We start from the raw sequence: 21,787 nt of genomic DNA on the forward strand, positions 1-21,787 counted from the left end.
CCGGGTCAGCCGAAGTCGGAGGCGATGTCGTCCGCGACGCCGCCCGCGCCGTCATCGGCGTCTCCGCGTGCGGCGCGCTCGATCTCCGGCAGCGGATCGTGGAAGGACACCGTGTGCGCGATGCCTTCCATCAGGTCGCGGTAGTGCTTGCGGGAGTCCACGGCCGTGGTGCTCAACGTCAGGACACCCAGCTGCGTACCCGAGGGGGCCGGGACGTAGAGATTGCACTGGTAGAGCTCCTGGCCGGGGATCCCCTCCAGGGCGGGCATGGTGACCATGGTGTCGGTGATCGACGCCGGCCGGCCCCCGGGAAGCGTCAACAGCTCCACGTTCTCGGCGCATTCGCGCAAGGAGACCGCGCGAACCGCCGTGATCTTCGCCGGCGCCCACGCGACCTCCCTGAGCGCCACCGTGAACACGGACGAGGCGGAGGACCCGTCGTCCGCGTAGTGCATCCCGAGCGAGCAGGCGATGACGCCTTCGCTCCGCATCTGGCCGGCCATGAACCGAACGTCCCGCAGCGCACCGGTGTACCGGTCACGCTGGTCCTCGGGGGCAAGGTCGAGGATCAGCGCCAGTGCCTGCGCGAGCTGCGTCTCCTGCTCCGAGCCCGGTGCGGGATCGAGAGCGTCGATGGGAACGTCGAAGTACCCGCCCGGCAGCGCGTACCAGATCTTCGAGCTCGGATCCCTGGCCGTGTCGTCGATCACCAGACGGACCGGGTTCCCGGCGGCTTCCTCGGTCATCGCAGTACCGCCATGGTGTTGCGGAGCACGGAGAAGGCCGCGGGGCCGTCGAACAGGCCCGCGCGGGCCGCGTCGACCCCGGTGGCGGTGTTCTTGCCGCCGTCGCTGTCGAGGGCGTCGATGTTCTCGGCGGCCAGCCCGTACCCGGCGGTGAACACGCCCGCGACCGGCGAGACATAGTCCATGCCCACTCTGACGGCCTGGCTGCCCCCCGCCGCCTTGGCCACCAGATCACCGACGGGGTTGTAGGAACCCGCGGTCGCGATCCGGCTGGCGGCCGTGACGGTGTCGTCGGCGAACCGGCCGAGGAACTGCCCCGCGCTGACCGCCTCGGACGCGAAACGCGTCGACCGGATGGCCCCGTTGAGGCCACGGGACACGGCCCCGATACCCGGTACCGCCCCCAGGGCGTCACCGACGAGCCCCACCGAGTTCTCCCAGAAGTCCGCGTCGAACTCCCCCTTGGTGAACCCGTCCTTGAGCGAGGCCCGCACCTTGGGATCGGCGAGCCGGGACCCCATCGTGGCCAGGCTCAGCGCACCCGCGGCGAGCAGCATCGCGATCCCGAACGGCCCCGTGCACAGCAGCGCGAGCAACCCCGCCACCGCGGCCAGCACACTGAGGATGTTGGTGAGGTTGTCCCCGATCCAGCTGAGCGCCTTGCTCAGCCACCCGGGCTCCTCGGGCGCCAGATCCTTCGTGGAGTCCGTCAGCTTCGTCGCGATGTCCCGCGCCTCGGCCTCGTGCGTCCCCTCCAGCTCCCGCGCCTTGCGTATCACCTCGTCGAGGGCGCCCTGTGCGTTGTTGACGGCGGTGACGGCGTCGCTGAGCCGCGAGTTGGCCGCGTTCAGGCGGGCCTGAGCGGCCTGCAGCTCGGGGCCTTCGTCGAACGTCTGCCCCGCGAGCTTCAGGTCGGGGTCCTGCTTGGCCGTCTCGTGCCGGGAGTTGGCCGTCTTCAGCTCACCCTTGTGATCGGCGGCCTCGACGTCGTACTTGTGCGCCAGCTCCCGGCGGCTGGTCAGCCCGCCGTGCCACTTGCCGAGGTGACCGGCGGCCAGCGTCAGCGACTTGTGGGCGTCCTTCATGTACTTCGGCAGGTCACCGTCGAGGGCCTCCCGGAAGCCCACGGCGGCATCGCCCTCCCAGAAGCTGGACTCGCCGAGCAGTCTGTCGATCTTCTCGTACGCGGTCTGCAGCGCGCTCGCCGACTTGGTGAGCTGGTTGCGCAGCCCCTCGACCTCGCCCGGCTCTCCCGGCACGGGGTTCCAGCCGAGGTGCACATAGGGATTCTGAGCCACTTCGATCACTTCCCCGCAGCCGCGGCGCGCTTGAAGCTCTCCTCGAGCGACGTCTCGATCTCGCGGTAGTTGTCCGTGTTCTTCTGCAGCCCCTCGGTGAGCTTGCCGATGCGTTCCTTGATCTGCTCGTTGCCGTACTTCCACCGCTCCTGGAACGTGTCACACGCCTCGTCCAGCTCCGGCGTACCGATCTGGTCGGCGCGCACGTGCTGCAGAGCGGTCCGCACCTGCTCAAGGGAGTCATGGGCTCCCTGGAGATCCTTGGTGAACGCCGCGAGCTGATCGATGTCCGTCTTGAAGTGATCCCCCACGCAGGCCTCCCCGTTCGCATTTCGGCAGTCGCATCAGCAAACGACAACCGGCAACCGAAGGCCCGATCCTGCCATGGAACGGCAAAGACCCCGTGTCAGGATTGCGGAAGAGCTGTGCGACATTGCGCCCGCCCCGTCACGCTTACGTGAAGCCCTTCCGTTCTGGCCCGGGTTGCCCCGACGAAAACGCCAGAGGCCCCGGATCACTCCGGGGCCTCTGGCTCTATGTGCACTCGGCAGGATTCGAACCTGCAACCTTCTGATCCGTAGTCAGATGCTCTATCCGTTAAGCTACGAGTGCTTGTTCTGTTTTCCGCCGCTCCCGGCCCTTCCGGCCCGCTCGCGGCGACAGGAAGAACATTACATGACTGCCGCCGCCATGTGAAATCCGTTTGCCGCACCCCTTGTGACCTGCGGAAATGCCCCGAAGAGCCCCTCGTCGGCCGTATGGCGTCGCAGCGCAAACCAACGAAGCCCCGGTCTGGTGACCGGGGCTTCGTGATCAGGCGCGGAGGCGGAGGGATTTGAACCCTCGATGGGCTTTAAGGCCCAAACCGCATTAGCAGTGCGGCGCCATAGACCGGACTAGGCGACGCCTCCAGCACAGCCGCTCGCGCGAGCGCGAGTGGTGCGTGCAGATGATGACACAGTCGAGCGGGGTGTCACCAATCGGCTCCCACGGTACTAGGCAGGGAGGCTGCAGGGCAAAGTCCTTCCCGGCGTGCGTCGAGGCGTACGTCGAGACATCCGCCGAAGGGCCCAGGGTGGGCGGGGTGTGCGCAACGTCCGAGGGCGCGCGGCGTTAGTCAGGTCATGTTGCAGGTCAACCGTTCCGCCCCGGCCCGGCGCCTTCGCCGGGTTCTCCTCGTCGCCGCCGGCTCCCTCGCGGCCGTCGGCTCCGCCGCCGTCGTGCCCGCCTCCGCGCACGCCCAGGCCGCGCCCCTTCCCCTCGCGCCCCCGACCCTCAAGGACCTGGGCCACTCCGGCGATCACCTCACCGTCACCGTCCGCAACGTCGGCGGCAGCGCCGGTGGCGCCGGTGGCGACCGGACCTATGAGCTCTCCTGCCATCCGGCGGGCGGCGACCACCCCGATACCGAGGGCGCCTGTGCCGCGCTCGACCGCGGTACCCGATGGGGCAAGGACGTCTTCGCGCCGACGCCGCAGGGCGGCTTCTGCACCATGCAGTACGGCGGGCCGGCCACCGCGCATGTCACCGGGACCTGGGCCGGGCGCCCCGTAGACGCGCGGTACGACCGCAGTGACGGGTGCCAGATCGCCCGATGGGACCGGCTCGTCCCGCTCCTTCCCGACCTGCGGGCGCAAGGGCAGCGGTCGTAGGTGACTGCGGTTTCCATACCGGACGCACCGACTCCGTAAAACTCCCGCGAAGGTCTCGCGAAGTCGGAAGGAAGCCGCAAGGAAGTCACAAGGAAGCCGGAGGCCGGCCGGAAGGACGTCTGTACAGGCGGTCATACGTTCTGGGTCACTTCGTCGTGCGACCTCCCTCTCATCCGGCGTCGCGAGCGCAACCCCAGCCCTTAGACTCCCTCGCGTGACACGCTGCGGGACGGTTGGCAAGATGGCCCGAGCGGTCGGCAAGGTGCGGTAACAGGGAGGAAGCGTCTCGTGAGCAGCAGGCCATCCCGAGGCGCTGCTCGCCTCGCAGCCATACTCGACGCGCTGCCCGATGCGTTGGTGCTGGTCAACGCCAATGGGACCGTCGTCAATGCCAACACCATCGCGCTCGAGGCCTTCGAGGCGCCGGGGACCGCTCTGGTGGGGCGGGGGCTGCTCGATCTGCTGCCCCAGTTCGACTCGAAGCTGATTCCGGGCTCCATGCGGCGGCCCGACCACATGGATCCGCAGGGGCGGACCAAGCCGACCCGGATGATGGCCCGGCGGACCGACGGGAGCGAGTTCCCGGTCGAGGTCACGTCCGCGAATCTCGAAAACGGCCAGCAGGCCTACGACAACTACGGCTACACGGGTGACGAGCTGCTCATGCTCGTCGTGCGGGACCTTTCGGGGACCGTCGACACCGAGGCCGAGCTGGCGCGTTCGCAGCGGCAGACCGAGATGATTCTGCGGGCCGCGTCGGAAGGTGTCGTCGGCACCGACACCGACGGGCGGATCGTTCTCGTCAACCCGGCCGCCGCTCAGATACTGGGTTATCGGGCCAGTGACCTCGGCGGTCGCGAGCTGCACACGCTCGTCCTGCACTCCCGTACCGACGGATCCCCCTTCCCGTACGAGGAGTCTCCGCTCGCCGACACCCTGCGCTCGGGGCGCAAGCACCGGGTGCGTGGGCAGGTGCTGTGGTCCAAGGGCGGGGACAAGGTGTCCGTCGACCTGACGACCGCGCCCGTGCGCGACGGCGAGCAGCTCGTCGGCGCCGTGATGACCTTCACCGACCGGCGGCCCTACGACGCCCTCGCCGACGAGAAGGCGGCGGACGACAAGCGGCACGCGTCGGAGCTGGAGCGGCTCGCCGAGGAGCACGCCTCCGAGCTGACCGCCCTGCGGCAGAAGCACGTGAGCGAACTCGAGGAGCTCACGGAGCGGCACGAGGAGGAGCTCGCCGCGGGCGAGGAGCGGTATGCCGCGCTCGGGGAGCGGGAGAAGGACCGGTACGAGGCCCTCGCCGGGCGGCACGAGCAGCTGCTGACGCTGCTCGCGCGTTCGCTGCGGGGTCCGCTCGACGAACTCCGTCGTGAGCTGGCCGCGCTCGCCGCGGACGACGCGGGGCAGTTGTGGCCTGAGGCCAACCAGGTGCTGCATCACCTGTCGGCCGGCTATTCGCGCATCACGACGCTGATCGACAACGTCCTCGGGTACCAGCGGCTCGACTCGGGTGGCGAGCAGGTCACCCGTACGAAGGTGATGCTCGACGCCGTCGTCGCCGCGGGTGTCGACGGGGCCGTCGAGCTCATCGGGCCGGGGCGGGTGCAGTTCGCGGTGCACGCGCCGCCCATCGAGGCCGAGGTCGACCCGCAGCGCCTCGCCACCGCGCTCGCGCATCTCGTCGCGGATGTCGCGGGGGTCGACGCGACCGGCAACTCGCCCGTCTCCGCGGGCGGTTACATGGACAACACCGTCGTCGTGGCGGCGGCGCAGCGCGGTGAGGTCGTACGGATCGAGGTGCGGGGGCCGTATGCCGGGGGAGACCCGGTGCACGAGCCGATCGTGCGCGGCATCGTGCGGGCCCACGGCGGTGTGCTGCAGACGCACGACGTGCCGGGGATGAGCGGCAGCGCGTACGTCCTCGAAGTGCCGATCGGCGGTGGGGCCGGGGCCGTTCCCGCCGCCCCTGTCGAGGCCGTCGAGGTCGCCGCGGGCACTGCGGCTGAGGCCGGTGACGGGACCGAGGGTGCCGCCGAGGGCGGCGAGCAGGGTGCCGGGGGCGGTCGGCGGCGGGCCCGGCGGTCCTCCGTCGACGCCTTCCTGGAGAGCGACACGCCCGGCGCCGATGCCGAGGCCACCGACGCCGAGGGCGCGACGCCCACGGGGCGGCGGCGCAGGCGCGCGGCCGCACCCTCGCCGGAGCTCCCGCAGGGTGCGGGTGACGACGGCGGCGAGGCCTCCGGCGGTACCGGACGGCGGCGCGGGCGACCGGCCGAGAGCGGCACGGGCGGCCAGGACGGTGTCTCCGAGGGAGCCGTCGTCACGGCCGCCGAGCATGCGGCGGGGACCGCGGCCGCCGGGAACGGGCTCGGCGGGACCGTACCCCCGCAAGGAGTGCCCGCACCCAGTGGGCGACGTGCCCGGCGTGACGGCGGGGAGCAGCACGCGCTGCCGCCCGCGCTGCCTGCGGGCGGTGACCCCGCTCAGCCGGGTTCCGGGGCCGGTACGACGGGTTCGGGTGAGGGTGCTCAGCCGAGCGGGCGTCGGCGGCGCGCCCTGGCCGCGGCGGCCGAGCGCGGTGCCGCGCAGGCGCAGGCGCAGGAGGCGGGGCCCCGTCAGGTGTTCGCGCTGCCGCCCGCCGCGGCGGACCGGACCGCCGTCGCCGACGGCAGCGGCGGCGCGGAGGGGCAGGGCGGCGCCGAGCCGACTTCGGCTCCGGGTCCGGGTCCGGCTCCGGGTCCGGCCATGACTCCGACCACGCCTGCGGCTGCGGCTGCGGCTGCGGCTATGACTCCGGCTTCGCCTGTGGCTCCGGGGCAGGTCCCGGGTGCGGTTCCGGGTGCGGTTCCGGTTCCGGGGCAGGCGCCGGCTCCCGTGCAGGCTCAGGCTCCGGGGCAGGTCCAGGTTCCGGGGCAGGTCCAGGCCCCGGGGCAGGGGGCTCCCGGTGACGTTCTCGTCGACGAGGGTCGGCACGATGCCGTGCCGCACGACCAGTCCGAGGACCACACCCCGCCGCAGCCGCATCCGACCAGCGCGCCGACCGGGCGTCGCCGCCGGGCCGTGGGCCAGCCCACGGAAGCGGCTGCTGGGCAGGCGACTCCGGTGCAGCAGGGTCAGCCCCAGCCGGTGCCTGGTCAGCCCGCCCCCGCGCAGCCTGTGCCAGGTCACCCCCTCCCCGCCGAGGCGGCTCCCGGCCAAGGCGCCCCCGCGCAGGGCACCCCGGCACAGGGCACCCCGGCCCCCCAGCCGTGGCCCGCTGCCGATGACGCCTCCGGTGCCGGGACAGCCGTACCGGCGGACCTCGCTGCGGCGGCCCCCGCGCCCCCGCACGCGGCCGGCGCTCCCGTACCGCCGAATCCGAACGCCCCCCAGCAGGCGCAGCCCCAGCCCGCCCCCGGTACGCCGGCTCCGGGCACCCCGCTGCCCCCCGAGGTGGCGGAGACAGCCCAGGCCGCCCAGCAGCAGCGTGCGGCGCAGCCTCTCCCGGCCGAAGCCGCCGCTCCTGCCGCTCCCGGCGCACCCGTCGACCCGAACTCGACGCAGGGGCGGGCGATCAGTGTCCGGACGTTGGGGCAGGGGGTGCCCTTCACGCGGCAGGCGGCGCAGGTGCAGCAGCCCTCGCCGTCGTCGGCCACGCCTCCCCCGCATCAGACCAACGGCGGACGGCGCCGCAAGCTGGGTACGCCGCCCGACCCCGCCACGCGGACCGGCGCCTCGGCGGAGCAGGCGGCGCGGCCGCATCCGCCGACCGAGCAGCCGGTGCCCGCGCAGCCGGCTCCCGCACCGTCGCAGCCGTCGCTCGGCGGGCAGTCCCAGCCGTCGCAGGCCGGGCAGTCGCGGCTGGCGCCGATGCCCGAAGCCGCCGGACGGTCGTACGCCATAGGCGCGCCGGACGAGAACGCCGCCGAGGGGCCCGAGCCGCTGGACGGGCCGGGCGGGGCCGTCGAGATCGCCGACACCCCGCGCCCGCAGCCGATGGACGACGAGTTGCCGCCGGAGCCGCTCGACAACCCGCGGCGGCTGCTGGTGTGGCCGGCGCCGGATGTGACCACCCAGCAGGCGCTCAGCGACCGTGGCTACCGGCCCGTCATCGTGCATTCGCGCGAGGAGGTCGACGCCCAGATCGCGGCGTTCCCGGCCGCGCTGTTCGTCGACCCGCTGACCGGGCCGATCACCCGGACCGCGCTGCAGTCGTTGCGGCAGGCCGCCGTCGCGGCCGAGGTGCCGGTGATGGTGACGGCGGGGCTCGGACAGGCCTCGCGGGAGGCGGCGTACGGCGCCGATCCCGCCGTACTGCTGAAGGCGCTCGCGCCCCGGGACACCGAGCAGCACCCGCCGCGCGTCCTGCTCATCGAGGAGCACGCGGAGATCGCGCTGGCGTTGACCGCGACGCTGGAGCGGCGCGGGATGCAGGTGGCGCGGGCCGCGAGCGACGCCGACGCGGTGGCGCTGGCGGGCGATTTCCGGCCGAACCTGGTCGTGATGGACCTGATGCAGGTGCACCGGCGCCGGGCCGGGATCGTGGACTGGCTGCGCGCCAACGGGCAGCTCAACCGCACCCCGCTCGTCGTCTACACGGCCGCCGTCGACCAGGCCGACCTGCCGCGGCTGGCCTCCGGCGAGACGGTGCTGTTCCTCGCCGAGCGGTCCACCAGCGGCGAGGTGCAGTCCCGGATCGTGGACCTGCTGTCGCGGATCGGCACCAACTGAAGGCGTATGTCGTGACGCATGGCCTGTGAGGTGCGTCGTGACGCATGGCAGGCCCGTCGCCTCGTGAAGTACGTCGGGACGCGGTACCGGCTGACGTACGTCAGCGCGCGATGAGCCTGCGCGCCGCCTCCTTGACCGAGGCACGCAGGCGGTCGCGGTCGTCGTCCTCGCCGCCCACCAGGATGCGGCTCATCTGAGGCACGACGGTGGCCCAGTTGGCCATCGCGACCAGCAGGAACAGCAGGTCCTGGGCTGGGATCGCGTCGGTGATGACGCCGCGGTCCTGGCCGTCCTGGACGGCGGCGACCTTGTGGGCGTAGTGGTCCTGGCGTTCGGTCTCGTCGGGCAGTTCGGTGGTGCCGTACTGGATGCCCTCCCAGTACAGGAGGCGCAGCAGTTCCGGGTGGGCGGCGTGGTAGTCCATCAGCCGGTCCAGCCAGCCCTCGATGTCGTCCGGGTCGACGGGGACGGCCGCCGCGAGGTCGACCATGGACCGGCCGAGGACCTGGGAGAACAGCTCCGCCTTGTTGCCGAAGTAGGCGTAGATCAACTGCTTGTTGGCCTTGGCCTCGGCCGCGATGCGGTCGATCCGGGCGCCCGCGATGCCGTACCGGGCGAACTCGGCGACCGCCGCGTCGAAGATCCGGGCCTTGGTGGCCTCGGGGTCCCTTACTGCCATGGGATCAGGGTAGCGGGTAAGTAACCAACTGTTTGGTTGACGGGGAGGCGGGCGCGGCGCAGACTGTTCGGCAGACATCCAACCAACCAGTTAGTTGTTAGAGCACCCTCGAAGGCTCGAAGGAAGCGCTCCGCTCATGCAGTCGACCACCCCAGCTCGCCGTCTCCGCACGCCCACCCCACAGACGAAGACGTCACGCCTCTTCCTCCCCCTCATCGCCCTGTGCTCCGCCGTCACGGCCGCCAACATCTATCTCGCCGCCCCGCTGCTCTCGGTCATCGCCCAGGACTTCGGGACCGCCCCCTCGGCCGTGGCCTGGATCGCCTCGGTCGCGCAGTTCGGCTACGCCGCCGGCCTGCTCTTCTTCGCCCCCCTCGGCGACCGCGTGAGCCGACGTCCGCTGGTCGCCGTCCTGTCGCTGGCCACCACGGCCGCCCTGGCCGTGGGTGCGGCGGCGTCCGGGACCAGCACGCTCGCGGCCGCGGTCCTCGTCGCCTCCGCCGCGACCGTCGTCCCGCAACTGCTCGTCCCGCTCGTCGCCGAACGCGCCCCCGCCGAACGCCGCGCCCGCCATGTCGCCGCCGTCATCGCCGGCCTGTTCACCGGCATCGTCGCGGCCCGCGTCCTCGGCGGCCTGGCCGGGCAGGCCTTCGGCTGGCGGTGGGTGTTCGTGGGCGCGGCCGCCCTCACCGCCGTACTCGGCCTGCTGACAGCCGCCGTCCTGCCGGCCGAACGCCCCCGCCGCGCCGGCGGCCTCGGCGGCCTCTTCTCTGGGCTCACCGAGATGCCGGGCCTGGTGCGCCGCTCCCCCGACCTGTGGCGCGCATGCGTACGGCAGGCCGGGATGTACGGCGCCTGGAGCGCCCTGTGGACCTCGCTGGCCCTGCTGCTGACGGGGAAGCCGTACGCCCTCTCGACCGCGACCGCCGGACTCTTCGGCCTCTTCGGACTGTCGGCGAGCGTCGTGGCGCCGCTCGCGGGGGGCCTGGTCGACCGTTTCGGCGCCGCCAAGGTCGTACGGTCCGCGTATCTGCTCGCCGCCGTCTCCGTGCCGCTGTTCTGGCTGGGCGGGCACGTGATGGCCGCGCTGTTCGTGGCCGCCGTCGCCATCCACGCCGCCCTGGTCGCCTCCCACGTCGCCAACCAGACCCTGGCCCTGACGACCACCACCTCTCCCGCGACCGCCAACAGCGCCTACGTCGTCGCAGGCTTCACCGGCGGCGCCACCGCCTCGGCCCTGGCGGGCTTCGCCTTCGGGCAGTGGGGCTGGGGCGGAGTGTGCGCGGTGGCGGGGGTTTGGCTGGTGTTGGGGTGGGGGTTCACTGCGGTGCGGCGGTGAGGCGTATGGCAGCGAAGGAGCCGCACGGATATGAAGGAGCCGCACGGATATGAAGTCGGCGGCGGTCGGCGGGAAACGGTGGCCGGGACAGGTGCGGGGCGCGGAAGAGCCCGCTCCGTCCCGACCGCCGTACACCCGTCCCGACCGCCGTTCGCTCGTCCCGACCGCCGTTCGCTCGTCAGGGCTTGCCCGTCAGGGCCTCGCCCCTCAGAGCTGGGTGATGTCCAGGTCGCCCTCGGCGTACTGCCTGCGCAGTACCTTCTTGTCGAACTTGCCGACGCTCGTCTTCGGCACCGCCGCGATGACCGTCCAGCGCTCCGGGAGCTGCCACTTGGCGATCTTGCCCTCGTCGGCGAGGAAGGTGCGCAGGGCCTCGAAGTCGGTGGTGGCGCCCTCCTTGAGGACGACCGTGGCCAACGGGCGCTCGCCCCACTTGTCGTCGGGGACGGCGACCACGGCGGCCTCGGCGACGTCCGGGTGGGACATCAGGGCGTTCTCCAGCTCGACCGAGGAGATCCACTCGCCGCCGGACTTGATGACGTCCTTGGCGCGGTCGGTGAGGGTGAGGAAGCCGTCGGGGGAGATGGTGCCGACGTCGCCGGTCTTCAGCCAGCCGTCCTCGCTGAACTTGTCGGCGGGGCGCAGGGGTTCGGCGTCGGGGCCGTTGTAGTAGGCGCCCGCGATCCAGGGGCCGCGCACCTCCAGCTCGCCGGCCGACTCGCCGTCCCAGGGGATGCGTTCGCCGCCGGGGCCGGTGAGGCGGGCCTCGACGCTCGTCGGGAAACGGCCCTGGGTCAGCCGGTACGCGAACTCCTCCTCCGTGCCGACCGCGTGGGCCGGCGGACGGGCGACCGTGCCGAGCGGCGACGTCTCCGTCATGCCCCAGGCGTGGCAGACCCGCATGCCCAGCTTGTCGAACGCCTCCATCAGCGAGGGCGGACAGGCCGAACCGCCGATCGTGACCTGGCCGAGGGTGGAGACGTCCCGGGGCTTGGCGGTGAGCTCGGCGAGCAGGCCCTGCCAGATGGTGGGCACGGCGGCCGCGTGGGTCGGCTTCTCGCCCTCGATCATCTCGGCGAGGGGCGCGGGCTGGAGGAAGCGGTCCGGCATCAGCATGTTGACGCCGGTCATGAACGTGGCGTGCGGCAGTCCCCACGCGTTGACGTGGAACTGCGGCACCACGATCAGCGACGTGTCCTGGTCCGTCAGCCCCATCGACTGGGTCATGTTGACCTGCATGGAGTGCAGGTAGACGGAACGGTGGGAGTAGACGACGCCCTTCGGGTCCCCGGTCGTCCCGGAGGTGTAGCACATGGAGGCGGCCTGACGCTCGTCCAGCTCCGGCCAGTCGTACGTGGTCGGCTTGCCGGCGATCAGCTCCTCGTACTCGTGCACCTGCACGGACGCACCCGCGAGACCAGAACGGTCACCCGGCCCCGACACCACCACATGCTCCACCGTCTTGAGGTGCGGCAGCAGCGGGGCGAGCAGGGGGAGGAGCGAACCGTTGGCGATGACCACCCGGTCGGCCGCGTGGTTGACGATCCAGGCCAACTGCTCGGCCGGGAGGCGGAGGTTGAGGGTGTGCAGGATCGCGCCCATCGAGGGGATCGCGAAGTACGCCTCCACATGCTCGGCGTTGTTCCACATCAGCGTCGCGACCCGCTCGTCGCCGACCACGCCCAGGTCCTCGCGCAGGGCATGCGCCAGCTGGGCCGCACGCGCACCGACCTCGGCGAAGGAACGGCGGTGCGGCTCGGCCTCTCCGGTCCAGGTGATGACCTGCGATGTGCCGTGGATCGTCGACCCGTGGGTCAGGATCCTCGAGATCAGCAGCGGTACGTCCTGCATCGTGCTCAGCACGGCGTCCTCCCGGGGGCGACATTGCCTACGCGGTAGTAAGGGTTGCGGAGATTCTGCGCGCATACCGCGCGGTATGTCACTAGGGCCGGGCGATCGATCATGTCACGTTGCGTTCATGGGGACGTGACGATAACGGGGGAGGCGGGCTCGATCGGGGTGGGATCAGGGGCGGGGTGGGTCGCGGGTGCGGATCGGGGGCGGGTAGATCGGGGTGGGGTAGGTCACGGTGAGGTTGGGTGAAGTGGGGTGGGGCTGGGTGGGGGACGGCCGGGTGGAGTCCGGCCGGGTGGGGTGGTGGCGCCGACGGGGGGCGTGGGTTACAGGGACGGCGCGGTGGGTGACAGGGTCGGCACGGTGGGTGACAGGGTCGGCACGGGTGGGTTACAGGGACGGCGCTGTAGGCAGCAGGGTCGGCGCTGTGGATACCAGGGACGGCGCGCGATTCCGGCCTCGGCACCTCACCGTCGGCCCAGCGCCGGCACTAGCGAACCAGCCCCAGCTCAGGGTCCTCGCGGAGCTTCCCGAGCGCTCGTGACACCGCCGACTTCACCGTGCCGACGGAGACCCCGAGCACCTCGGCCGTCTGGACCTCGCTGAGGTCCTCGTAGTACCGCAGGACGACCATCGCCCGCTGCCTCGCCGGCAGCCGCGTGATCGCGCGCCACATCGCGTCGTGCAGCGCCTGCCGCTCCGCCGGATCGTCGTCGTGGCCGGGCGCGGGCTCCGGCTCGGGCAGCTCGTCGCAGGCGAACTCGTCCACCTTGCGCTTGCGCCACTGCGAGGTCCGCGTGTTCAGCAGCGCCCTGCGCACATAGCCGTCGAGCGCGCGATGGTCCTCGATGCGTTCCCAGGCGACGTACGTCTTGGTGAGCGCGGTCTGCAGCAGGTCCTCCGCGTCGCTCGGGTTCGCGGTCAGCGACCGGGCGGTACGCAGCAGCACCGGCTGGCGGGCCCGCACGTACGACGTGAAGGAGGGATACGTCGCATTCGGCAGGGACCGCGTCGCGGCGTCGGAAGCGCTGGTGCAGACGGGTGTGGTCATGGCTCCACGCTATGAGCGGCCCCTGCCTCAGCGGATCGGCCGCAGGTGCCGAAGCATCGTCCGCCTCAGGTTGTAGGGGTGGGGCTGACTCCACCTCCTGAAGGTGGACGAGCGGGGGACACATACTGCGGGATTACCCCTGGGGGTCACCCGTCGGCAGCAAGAACCAGCCCCGACGTCGGCACGCCCGTACCCGCCGTCACCAGTACCCGCCCCGCCCCGGATATCTGGTTCACGGACGTCCCCCGCACCTGCCTCACCCCCTCCGCGATGCCGTTCATCCCGTGCAGATACGCCTCCCCGAGCTGCCCCCCGTGCGTGTTGAGCGGCAGCCGCTCCTCGGCCACGAAGTCCCCGGCCTCCCCCTTTCCACAGAACCCGAACTCCTCCAACTGCATCAGCACGAAAGGAGTGAAGTGGTCGTACAGGATCCCCACGTCGATCTCCCCCGGCCCCAGCCCTGCCGTCCGCCACAGCTGCCGCGCCACCACGGCCATCTCCGGCAGGCCGGTGAGGTCGTCCCGGTAGAAGCTCGTCATCTGCTCCTGCCCTCGGCCGGCGCCCTGGGCCGCCGCCGCTATGACGGCCGGCGGACGGGGCAGGTCACGGGCCCGGTCGACGGTCGTGACGACGAGCGCTTGGCCGCCGTCCGTCTCCTGGCAGCAGTCCAGCAGCCGCAGTGGCTCGACGATCCAGCGCGAGGCCGCGTGGTCGGCGAGGGTGATGGGTCTGCCGTGGAAGTACGCGGCCGGGTTGGTTGCCGCGTACTTGCGGTCGACGACGGCCACATGCCCGAACACCTCCGGCGTCAGCCCGTACGTGTGCAGATATCGCTGGGCCGCCATCGCCACCCAGGAGGCCGGCGTGAGCAGCCCGAACGGCAGCGACCAGCCGAGCGCCGCCCCCTCCGCCGACTGTTCCCGGTGCTGTACTCCCGACCCGAAGCGCCGCCCCGACCGCTCGTTGAACGCCCGGTAGCAGACCACCACCTCCGCGACCCCCGTGGCCACGGCGAGCGCCGCCTGCTGGACGGTCGCGCAGGCCGCGCCGCCGCCGTAGTGGACCCGGGAGAAGAAGGACAGCTCGCCCATCCCGCAGGCCTGGGCCACGGTGATCTCCGGGCTGGTGTCCATCGTGAACGTCACCATCCCGTCCACGTCCCCGGGCGTCAGCCCCGCGTCGTCCAGGGCGGCCCGCACCGCCTCCACGGCCAGCCGGAGTTCGCTGCGTCCCGAGTCCTTGGAGAACTCGGTGGCCCCGACACCGACAATCGCCGCCCGGCCGGCCAGGGCGTCCCGCGCGCGGACACTCATGCGGGACCCTCCGACGATGCAGTGCCCGCGGCCCTCGCCGGCACGCTCTCCGTCACCCCAGCCGGCACGCCATCCGCCGCCTGCACCGGCACGCTGACTGCCGCCCCAGCCCGGGCACTGACGGCAGCCTCAGCCGGGACGGTCACCGTCACCGTGCCGGTCACGTGTCTGCCGATGCCGTTCGCACCGACCACCCGTACCGTCGCCGTGTCGCCGTCGACCTCCTCGATCCTGCCCGTCAACACCATCGTGTCTCCCGGGTAGTTGGGCGCCCCGAGTCGTATGGCCACCCTGCGCAGTTCGGCCGTCGGTCCGAAGTGGTCGGTGATGTAGCGGCCGACCAGGCCATTGGTCGTGAGGATGTTCATGAAGATGTCGGGAGAGCCCTTCTGGCGGGCCAACTCCGCGTCGTGGTGCACGTCCTGGTAGTCGCGTGAGGCGATGGCCCCGGCGACGATCAACGTGCGGGTGATCGGGACCTCCAGCGGCGGCAGTTCGTCACCGACCTTGAGGTGATTCCCCGTCGCTCCCTCACCGGCCCTCATGCGACGACCTCCTGCATCTGCTGAGCCTCCTGAGCGCGCCAGACAGGCAGCACCAACCCCTCGTCGTACTCCTGGAATTCGAGCCGCACCGGCAGCCCGATCCGCACCTTGTCGTACGGCACCCCCACCACGTTGCCGATCATCCGCACGCCCTCGGCCAGTTCGATCAGGCCGACCGCGTAGGGAGGGTCGAAGGCGGGGAACGGTGGGTGGTGCATCACGACGTACGAATAGACCGTGCCCTCGCCACTCGCCCCGACCGTGTCCCAGTCCAGGCCGCCGCAGGCGTTGCAGCCGGGCAGCCAGGGGTGGCGCAGAGTGCCGCAGCCCGTGCAACGCTGGATGAGCAGGCTGCGCCGCTGGACGCCCTCCCAGAAGGCGGCGTTGTCGCGGTTGACTACGGGGCGGGGGCGAGCAGGCTTCTTGTGCTGCTCTGACTGACCGGCCCGACCTGCGGGTGCGTACTTGAGGATGCGGAAGCGGTGGGTGCCCGCCAGGTCGGTGCCGACACGGATGTTCATGCGGGTCGTGACGAAGTACCCCGTGCCGAGCTTCGTCGTCTTCTTCTCCGACACCGACTCGATCACCGAGTCGAAGGTGATCTCGTCCCCGGGTCGCAAGGGCCGTAGATACTCCTGGTCGCAGTCGGTGGCGACCACCGAGGTGTAGCCCGCATCGTCGAGCAGGCCGAGCAGCTCGTCGTACGCGTGCGTGCCTCTCGTATGGCCGGAGAGGCCGCTCATGGTCCACGCCTGGAGCATGGTGGGCGGTGCGATGGCGTCCGGTCCCGAGTACGCCGGGTTGGTGTCGCCCATGGCCTCGCACCAGTGCCGGATCATGGGCGCGTTGACGGGATCCTTGCCCGCGCGCGCCACAGCGGCGCGCTGGCCCTCGTAGACCTTCAGCCGCGTCCCGAACTCGTCGCTCGCTTCCGCCTCATGGCTCACCACGGGCTCGTAGCTCACCGTCGCCCCCTCGTCCTCATCGCCCCACGGCGCATCGCACTGACACTTCTGGTACACCGCGACCGCCGATCCGGTTCCCACGAGTTTTTGGGACCTTCACGAGGCGCCAGGCCCAGAGCCCGGACCGCAGACCGCAGACCGCCATATCTCAGGCCGCCATATCTCAGGCCCCAGGCCCCGGATCTCAGAGCCCAGGCTCCAGGCCCCAAGCCCCGGATCTCAGGCCCCACGAAGGTTTCTGACTGTCCGTCAGATACGACCCACTGTCAAGGCCGCAGCAGGCCGACGAAGGTCACCGGGAGGCCGCAGAAAAGCCAGGAGAAACACGGAAAACGCCTGCGTGGCGGCACCGAAGTACCGCCACGCAGACGCGTTGCACCCCACAGCACACCCCACAGATCCGAGAGGGCCGGCGCCTGAGCACCGGGGCGCAGGCCCCCTCAGCTCACCACCAGATCGGAGTGAAGTTGACGGACGTGTTGTCGTTGCCCTGATTGACGGCCGTGAACGCGGAGCCGTTGACCTGGGCCGTGTTGCTCTGGTTCGAGGCACCGGAGCCGGTCGCCTGCTGCTGTGTGGTGGACGAGGTGCCGTAGTTGTCGCCGCCGACCCCGCTGCCGATGAGGCCCTGGGCGGCGTTCGTGACGGCCGCGCTGGATCCGTCGTCCGCGAAGGCGCCGTTGTCCGCCGTCGCGACGCCGGTGAACAGTGCGGCGGCGAGCGGGAGTGCGGAGATGGCTGCGATGACGCGGGCGGTACGGATGCTTGCCATGTTGTTCCTCCAGAACAGGTGCGCCCAGGCTCCCCGCCGGACGCATAGGTAGTGCATGAAGTACTGCTCGTTCCAAGGCAGTTGGCCGACCGCCCTGGAGCTGTGCACGACGTCGCGAGATCAGAGTTGCCCACCGAATCCCCGGCGAACCACCCCGGAAGCCCCTATTCGCCCTGAAGCGTGATGACATGTCGATAAACCCCTTTCGCCACTTCTAGCCTTCAAGTCGGGGAAGTACGGACAGCGCACCTCAAGCCCCACAAGGGACGAAAGGTTCCAGCAACTTGTGGCCAACCTCCACCGCCCGGCGGGTCGCCCGCCAGGCCACCCCCTCCCCCCTTTCCTTTTTCGAACATTCGTACGAACATGGAGGCATGGCCACCACCGACCGGCAGGCCACGACGCTGGCCCTCGCACACGCCCTGTCAGCCGCCGAACGCGGACTGGCCGTCATCCCCCTGTCCCGGACGAAGCTCCCGGCCCTGCGCTCCCCGCACCGCGACGACCCCGGCCCCGCGCCCTGCCACGGCGAGTGCGGCCGCTTCGGGCACGGGGTCTACGACGCCTCCACCGACCCCGCCCGCATCCGCGAACTCTTCGCGGCCGCCCCCTGGGCCACGGGCTACGGCATCGCGTGCGGCCTGCCCCCACACCACCTGATCGGCATCGACCTCGACACCAAATCCGGTACGGACTCCTCGGCCGCCCTGCGCGAACTGGCGCTGCGCCACCTGTTCACGATCCCGCCCACGGTGGTCGTCCTGACCCCCAGCGGCGGCCGCCACCTCTGGCTGACCGGCCCGCCCCACGTCGTCGTCCCCAACTCGGCGGGCCGCCTCGCGCCCGGCATCGACATCCGCGGCGCCGGCGGCTACCTCGTCGGCCCCGGCTCCCGCACCGACCACGGCGTCTACAGCACCGCCCCCGGCACCTCCCACATCGCCCCCGCGCCCTGTCCGCGCGCCCTCCTGCGCCTTCTGCTCCCTCCGCCCCGCACACACCACCCCACGCCCCCCTCGGCCGGCGGCCACGGGCAGGGACTCGTCCAGTTCGTGCTCGCCGCGCACGAGGGCCAGCGCAACACCCGCCTGTTCTGGGCTGCCTGCCGTGCCTACGAGGACGGCATCGGCCCCGCCCTCGTCGACCCTCTGGTCGAGGCGGCACTCAACACCGGCCTGACCGAACGCGAGGCCCGCGCGACGATCGCGTCGGCCGCGCGGATGACGGGGCACCGGCCCTGACCGGACATCCGGGGTCCGCAGCCGTCTGCCCGGGCTCCGGGGCCCGCAGACACCTGACGGGCTCCGGGATCCGCAGGCGTCTGCCCCGGATCCCGGGGCTCGCAGGCGCCTGACAGGCCTTGAAATTCACGGGAGCTCGATGCACCACCGCCCTAGAGTGCCGACCATGTCGCTGACCCGCGTCGTCCTCACGTCCGGCCGCTCGCTCGATCTCTCCGAGCTGCAGCTCTCCTCGACGTACGGCGGAATGCTGGAGGGCTACCCGTGCAAGCCGGTCAACGACATGAAGATCAAGGGACTCCTCCGCACCGCGGAGCACGCCCACCCCTCCACGCCGGTGCACCTCGTGCCGCCGCCGCGCGAGTATCCCGACCAGTACGCGGGCGCGTTCGGCCCGGTGGAGGTGCTGCCGTCGGTGGCCTGCGTGGGCGCCTTCCACTCCACGGCCCTCGACCGCGACCACGACCCGGTCCTGTATCGCTCCGCCCTCACGATCATCTGGTTCCAGCCCACCGCGCGCGTGCCGTCCGGCTGTGACGCGGAGGACGCGCTGCGGGAGGTCGAGTGGGAGGCGCTGGCGCGGGACTACGAGCTCTAGACGTCGGGACTAGGCCCTCGGGACGGCGGGACCACGCGCTCCTGAGACGGCCCTCCGACGACGGCCGTGGCGGGGAAATCGGCTTGCCCCGAAGGGGAGCCCGACTGCCAGGGTCGGCCGATGAGCATTTCCCGACGTGACCTGATGCGCTGGCAGTTCGATCTCACCTGGGCGCTGTTCGAGTACCACCTCGAACGGCTCCGGCCCGAGGACTTCCTGTGGGAACCGGGGCCGCACTGCTGGACGGTACGCCCGGCCGCCGACGGCACCTGGGTGCCGGACTGGGCGGAGACCGAGCCCGATCCCGTCCCCGTGCCGACCATCGCCTGGGTGAGCTGGCACATCGGCTGGTGGTGGAGCGTGTCCACCGACCATCTGCGGGGCCGCCCGCCCAGGGAGCGGACCGACGTCACCTGGCCAGGCGACGGGAAGGCGACCGTCGCCTGGTTGCGCGACCTGCGTGCGAAGTGGCTGGCCGCGCTGGACCGGCTCGACGACACGGATCTGGACGCCACGGCGCTGTTCCCCTGGCCGAACGACCCGCAGTACACCGTCGCCCACATGATCGGCTGGGTGAACGCCGAGCTGATGAAGAACGCCGCCGAGATCGGGCAGTTGAGGCTGCTACGGGCTCAGCAGCCGGGGCACTGATCCCTTACCGCCGACGCCGCGCCGATGGGTGTCTCTCGGCAAGATGTCCAGCTCGGCAATTAGCACCAAAATGGTCTTCATCTGCTTATTTCCGCGCTGGATCGGAGACGCCATGCAGGATCTCAAGCTTGAGCAGAAGCGCTCGCTGTCCCGCCTTGAGGCGGCCGATCAGCTCGAGGCGCTCGCGACCGCGCTGCGGGAAGGCGGGGATGCCGAACTGGAACTCGACCCTTGGAAACTGAGCCTGCGGATCCCGGACGACCTTCGCGGCGAGATCGAGGTCGAGGTCAGTGACGGGGAGATCGAGCTGGAGATCGAGTTCAAGTGGCCGACCGCCCCAGGCGCAGAGAAGGCTGGAAGCGGGCGGAAGAGCACGGCTGCCGCTCCCGGGCGGGCCCGCACCGGCGGAGGCAGAACCTCGAAGCGGACCGCCGCGACGAAGTCGTGAGCGGCGCCAAGGTCCGCCTCAATGATGTGCGCAGCATGCGAACCGATTCAGCCACCTAGCGCGGCGACGGCGTCCACCGGGACGGTGTAAGGGGTGCCCGAACCTCGGGCACCCCTTCTCACCTGGCCTTATGCCGCCTGACAAGCGGTGGGTGTGGGATTTGAACCCACGGTGACTCGCGCCACGACGGTTTTCAAGACCGTTCCCTTAGGCCGCTCGGGCAACCCACCTCGGCCCCGGCCCACCAGGGGCGGAGCGGGTACAGCGTACCGGCCTGACGCGTTGCGCGGGGTTGGTGGTCCGTATGCGGGCCCGTGGCTCCCTTGCCGAAGAGTCCCTGAGCGGCCGTACGAGCGCTCGCCGTCAGCCGGCGTCGCTCAGGCGGACTCCGTTGACGGCGGCGTCGAAGGCCGGCCGGTACTCGTGCCATTGCTCGTCCGGCGCGGAGAGGTAGATGACGTACTGGGTGCCGTCGGCGCTCGCGAAGGCCAGTTCCGCCGCGCGGTACTTGCGTGCGCGGCCGTCGAAGGTGAACTCCCAGTACCCGGCAGGCTGTCCCCGGAAGGTCGTCTCGGCCATCCTCACCCGTTCATAGCCGGGATTGTCGCGGGCGGTCTGTTCCTCTTCCGTCTCACGCCAGTGCCGCAGCGGATCGGTGCCCGCGAACTCGACGACGTTGACCCTCAGGCCCACCAGTTCCGACGGGTCTATATAGCCGACTTCGCCACCGGGCAACGTCTTGCGGGTCCAGCCGTCGCGCACGGGCACGGAGATGCCGGTGTCCGGCTTCTCGAGGTGGTAACCGGCGGGCACCGGCGGCACGGTGGCAGCGGGGCTGGCGGTGGGGGAGGAAGTGGACGCCTCGGAGCCGGACGGGTGCGTAGTCGGCCCATCGGCGCGGCCCTTGAGCCACCACAGTGCGCCGCCCGCCAGACAGGCGGCGAGGGTCACTGCCAGGACCGACCGCACCACCGTACGGCGGCGGTTGCCCTTGCCCTTCCCGCCGGGAGGCACGAGGTCCTGCGCACGGTCCGGGCGCGTGGGTGCATCGAGGCGCGAGGTCCCGGTGCCGGTCACCTCGCCCAGGCGGCGTTCTACCTCGTGTACGTCCATGCGCTGTTCGGGATCCTTGACGAGCAGACCCTCGATCACCGGGGTCAGGTCCCCGGCCCTGCGCGAGGGCTCGTACGGATCGGTGGCGATGGCGTACGCCGTCTCGATCGGGGTGTCGCGGCGGAACGGGTCCCGCCCCTCGACCGCCTGGTACAGCGTCGCCCCCAGGGCCCACAGGTCACTGGCGGGACCGGTCTCGGGATGCGCGCCCCTGAGCCGTTCGGGCGCCAGGTAGCAGATGGAGCCGATCAACTCGCCGGGCTTGGTCAGCGAGGACGTTCCCGACTCCATGGCGATCCCGAAGTCGGTGAGGACGATCCGTCCGTCGTCACCGAGCAGCACGTTGGCGGGTTTGACGTCCCGGTGCAGGACTCCGGCGTCATGGGCGGCGCGCAGGGCGGCGACCATGGCACGGCCGATCCGGGCAGCTTCCTCGGGTGGCAGCGCGCCCCGGCGCTTGAGGACGTCGCTCAACGTGACCGAGGGGATGTACTCCATGACGATGCACGGCAGGCCCTCGTCGTCGACGACGTCGTGCACCACGATCACGTTGGGGTGGGTGATCCGGGCGGCGCTGCGGGCCTCGCGGCGGGTGCGCTCGTAGAGCGTCCGGACCTCGTCGTCCTGCAGGTGCGGCGGGATGCGCAGCTTCTTCACGGCGACGTGCCGACCGAGCAGTTTGTCCTCGGCACGCCAGACGGTTCCCATACCGCCGCTGCCCACCCGCTCCACCAGCAGGTACCTGCCGGCGACGAGCCGCCCGAGATCGGACACCGCGAGACCGTCCCCTTGTCTGCTTCCCATTCGCG

General features: G+C 71.2%; 17 protein-coding genes, 3 tRNA genes and 1 pseudogene. 7 read left to right on the forward strand and 14 right to left on the reverse strand.

Annotated features, from left to right (window positions below; all coding sequences use genetic code 11):
* Positions 1-5 precede the first annotated feature (5 nt).
* The 5 genes from PBV52_RS23290 to PBV52_RS23310 form a co-directional block, all read right to left on the reverse strand.
* Positions 6-746, reverse strand: a complete 741-nt coding sequence (locus PBV52_RS23290) for a hypothetical protein (protein ID WP_274240821.1) — start codon at positions 744-746, stop codon at positions 6-8.
* Positions 743-2,044, reverse strand: a complete 1,302-nt coding sequence (locus PBV52_RS23295) for a hypothetical protein (RefSeq protein ID WP_274240822.1) — start codon at positions 2,042-2,044, stop codon at positions 743-745. Before PBV52_RS23295 ends, PBV52_RS23290 begins: the two co-directional genes overlap by 4 nt.
* A 5-nt stretch (positions 2,045-2,049) precedes the next feature.
* Positions 2,050-2,355 (reverse strand): hypothetical protein, encoded by a 306-nt coding sequence (locus PBV52_RS23300; RefSeq protein ID WP_274240823.1) that lies wholly within the window; start codon positions 2,353-2,355, stop codon positions 2,050-2,052.
* 228 nt (positions 2,356-2,583) lie between these two features.
* A tRNA-Arg gene (locus PBV52_RS23305) sits at positions 2,584-2,656 on the reverse strand.
* Positions 2,657-2,864: 208 nt separating this feature from the next.
* A tRNA-Ser gene (locus PBV52_RS23310) sits at positions 2,865-2,955 on the reverse strand.
* Positions 2,956-3,168: 213 nt separating this feature from the next.
* Here PBV52_RS23310 and PBV52_RS23315 point away from each other — a divergent pair.
* Complete coding sequence (locus PBV52_RS23315) at positions 3,169-3,696, forward strand: SSI family serine proteinase inhibitor (RefSeq protein WP_274240825.1); 528 nt, start codon at positions 3,169-3,171, stop codon at positions 3,694-3,696.
* Between the two features lie 288 nt (positions 3,697-3,984).
* Positions 3,985-8,409 (forward strand): PAS domain-containing protein, encoded by a 4,425-nt coding sequence (locus tag PBV52_RS23320; RefSeq protein WP_274240826.1) that lies wholly within the window; start codon positions 3,985-3,987, stop codon positions 8,407-8,409.
* Positions 8,410-8,509: 100 nt separating this feature from the next.
* Here PBV52_RS23320 and PBV52_RS23325 read toward each other — a convergent pair whose 3' ends face one another.
* Complete coding sequence (locus PBV52_RS23325) at positions 8,510-9,088, reverse strand: TetR family transcriptional regulator (RefSeq protein ID WP_274240827.1); 579 nt, start codon at positions 9,086-9,088, stop codon at positions 8,510-8,512.
* 136 nt (positions 9,089-9,224) lie between these two features.
* On the opposite strand from PBV52_RS23325, the gene PBV52_RS23330 reads away from it, so the two are divergent.
* Positions 9,225-10,427, forward strand: a complete 1,203-nt coding sequence (locus PBV52_RS23330) for an MFS transporter (RefSeq protein WP_274240828.1) — start codon at positions 9,225-9,227, stop codon at positions 10,425-10,427.
* A 207-nt stretch (positions 10,428-10,634) separates the two neighbouring features.
* Here the strand turns inward: PBV52_RS23330 and PBV52_RS23335 are convergent, their stop codons facing one another.
* The 6 genes and pseudogenes from PBV52_RS23335 to PBV52_RS23360 form a co-directional block, all read right to left on the reverse strand.
* Positions 10,635-12,278, reverse strand: a complete 1,644-nt coding sequence (locus PBV52_RS23335) for a long-chain fatty acid--CoA ligase (RefSeq protein WP_274249524.1) — start codon at positions 12,276-12,278, stop codon at positions 10,635-10,637.
* Between the two features lie 493 nt (positions 12,279-12,771).
* Complete coding sequence (locus tag PBV52_RS23340) at positions 12,772-13,332, reverse strand: SigE family RNA polymerase sigma factor (protein ID WP_274240829.1); 561 nt, start codon at positions 13,330-13,332, stop codon at positions 12,772-12,774.
* A gap of 146 nt (positions 13,333-13,478) precedes the next feature.
* Complete coding sequence (locus PBV52_RS23345) at positions 13,479-14,645, reverse strand: lipid-transfer protein (protein ID WP_274240831.1); 1,167 nt, start codon at positions 14,643-14,645, stop codon at positions 13,479-13,481.
* 125 nt (positions 14,646-14,770) lie between these two features.
* Positions 14,771-15,190, reverse strand: a pseudogene (locus PBV52_RS23350) (MaoC family dehydratase); the annotation flags it as partial.
* Positions 15,187-16,155: a bifunctional MaoC family dehydratase N-terminal/OB-fold nucleic acid binding domain-containing protein gene (locus PBV52_RS23355; RefSeq protein WP_274240832.1), complete on the reverse strand. Its 969-nt coding sequence runs from the start codon at positions 16,153-16,155 to the stop codon at positions 15,187-15,189. The pseudogene PBV52_RS23350 and the gene PBV52_RS23355, both read right to left, overlap by 4 nt.
* A gap of 445 nt (positions 16,156-16,600) precedes the next feature.
* Positions 16,601-16,927 carry a hypothetical protein gene (locus PBV52_RS23360; RefSeq protein WP_274240833.1) on the reverse strand — a complete coding sequence of 109 codons (327 nt, stop codon included), beginning with the start codon at positions 16,925-16,927 and terminating at the stop codon, positions 16,601-16,603.
* 374 nt (positions 16,928-17,301) lie between these two features.
* Between PBV52_RS23360 and PBV52_RS23365 the strand changes: the two genes are divergently transcribed.
* The 4 genes from PBV52_RS23365 (at position 17,302) to PBV52_RS23380 (ending at position 19,865) form a co-directional block, all read left to right on the forward strand.
* Positions 17,302-18,168: a bifunctional DNA primase/polymerase gene (locus PBV52_RS23365; protein WP_274240834.1), complete on the forward strand. Its 867-nt coding sequence runs from the start codon at positions 17,302-17,304 to the stop codon at positions 18,166-18,168.
* Positions 18,169-18,334: 166 nt separating this feature from the next.
* A complete protein-coding gene (locus PBV52_RS23370; protein WP_274240835.1) occupies positions 18,335-18,766 on the forward strand; it encodes a hypothetical protein in 432 nt (143 codons plus the stop codon).
* A gap of 120 nt (positions 18,767-18,886) precedes the next feature.
* Positions 18,887-19,417 (forward strand): DinB family protein, encoded by a 531-nt coding sequence (locus PBV52_RS23375; RefSeq protein WP_274240836.1) that lies wholly within the window; start codon positions 18,887-18,889, stop codon positions 19,415-19,417.
* 43 nt (positions 19,418-19,460) lie between these two features.
* Positions 19,461-19,865 carry an amphi-Trp domain-containing protein gene (locus tag PBV52_RS23380; protein WP_274240837.1) on the forward strand — a complete coding sequence of 135 codons (405 nt, stop codon included), beginning with the start codon at positions 19,461-19,463 and terminating at the stop codon, positions 19,863-19,865.
* Positions 19,866-20,010: 145 nt separating this feature from the next.
* Here the strand turns inward: PBV52_RS23380 and PBV52_RS23385 are convergent.
* Positions 20,011-20,095: transfer RNA gene (locus PBV52_RS23385), tRNA-Ser, on the reverse strand.
* Between the two features lie 133 nt (positions 20,096-20,228).
* Positions 20,229-21,782, reverse strand: a complete 1,554-nt coding sequence (locus tag PBV52_RS23390) for a serine/threonine-protein kinase (RefSeq protein ID WP_274240838.1) — start codon at positions 21,780-21,782, stop codon at positions 20,229-20,231.
* Between the last annotated feature and the right edge of the window lie 5 nt (positions 21,783-21,787).

Origin of the sequence: Streptomyces sp. T12, assembly GCF_028736035.1 — a bacterium.
Taxonomy (GTDB): Bacteria; Actinomycetota; Actinomycetes; order Streptomycetales; family Streptomycetaceae; genus Streptomyces.

Excerpts from the sequence above, each read along its gene's own strand:
- PBV52_RS23290 (WP_274240821.1), bottom strand. The coding sequence starts at position 746 with ATGACCGAGGAAGCCGCCGGGAACCCGGTCCGTCTGGTGATCGACGAC.
- PBV52_RS23315 (WP_274240825.1), top strand. The coding sequence starts at position 3,169 with ATGTTGCAGGTCAACCGTTCCGCCCCGGCCCGGCGCCTTCGCCGGGTT.
- PBV52_RS23325 (WP_274240827.1), bottom strand. The coding sequence starts at position 9,088 with ATGGCAGTAAGGGACCCCGAGGCCACCAAGGCCCGGATCTTCGACGCG.
- PBV52_RS23330 (WP_274240828.1), top strand. The coding sequence starts at position 9,225 with ATGCAGTCGACCACCCCAGCTCGCCGTCTCCGCACGCCCACCCCACAG.
- PBV52_RS23335 (WP_274249524.1), bottom strand. The coding sequence starts at position 12,278 with ATGCAGGACGTACCGCTGCTGATCTCGAGGATCCTGACCCACGGGTCG.
- PBV52_RS23340 (WP_274240829.1), bottom strand. The coding sequence starts at position 13,332 with ATGACCACACCCGTCTGCACCAGCGCTTCCGACGCCGCGACGCGGTCC.
- PBV52_RS23345 (WP_274240831.1), bottom strand. The coding sequence starts at position 14,645 with ATGAGTGTCCGCGCGCGGGACGCCCTGGCCGGCCGGGCGGCGATTGTC.
- PBV52_RS23360 (WP_274240833.1), bottom strand. The coding sequence starts at position 16,927 with ATGGCAAGCATCCGTACCGCCCGCGTCATCGCAGCCATCTCCGCACTC.
- PBV52_RS23365 (WP_274240834.1), top strand. The coding sequence starts at position 17,302 with ATGGCCACCACCGACCGGCAGGCCACGACGCTGGCCCTCGCACACGCC.
- PBV52_RS23370 (WP_274240835.1), top strand. The coding sequence starts at position 18,335 with ATGTCGCTGACCCGCGTCGTCCTCACGTCCGGCCGCTCGCTCGATCTC.
- PBV52_RS23375 (WP_274240836.1), top strand. The coding sequence starts at position 18,887 with ATGAGCATTTCCCGACGTGACCTGATGCGCTGGCAGTTCGATCTCACC.
- PBV52_RS23380 (WP_274240837.1), top strand. The coding sequence starts at position 19,461 with ATGTCCAGCTCGGCAATTAGCACCAAAATGGTCTTCATCTGCTTATTT.
- PBV52_RS23390 (WP_274240838.1), bottom strand. The coding sequence starts at position 21,782 with ATGGGAAGCAGACAAGGGGACGGTCTCGCGGTGTCCGATCTCGGGCGG.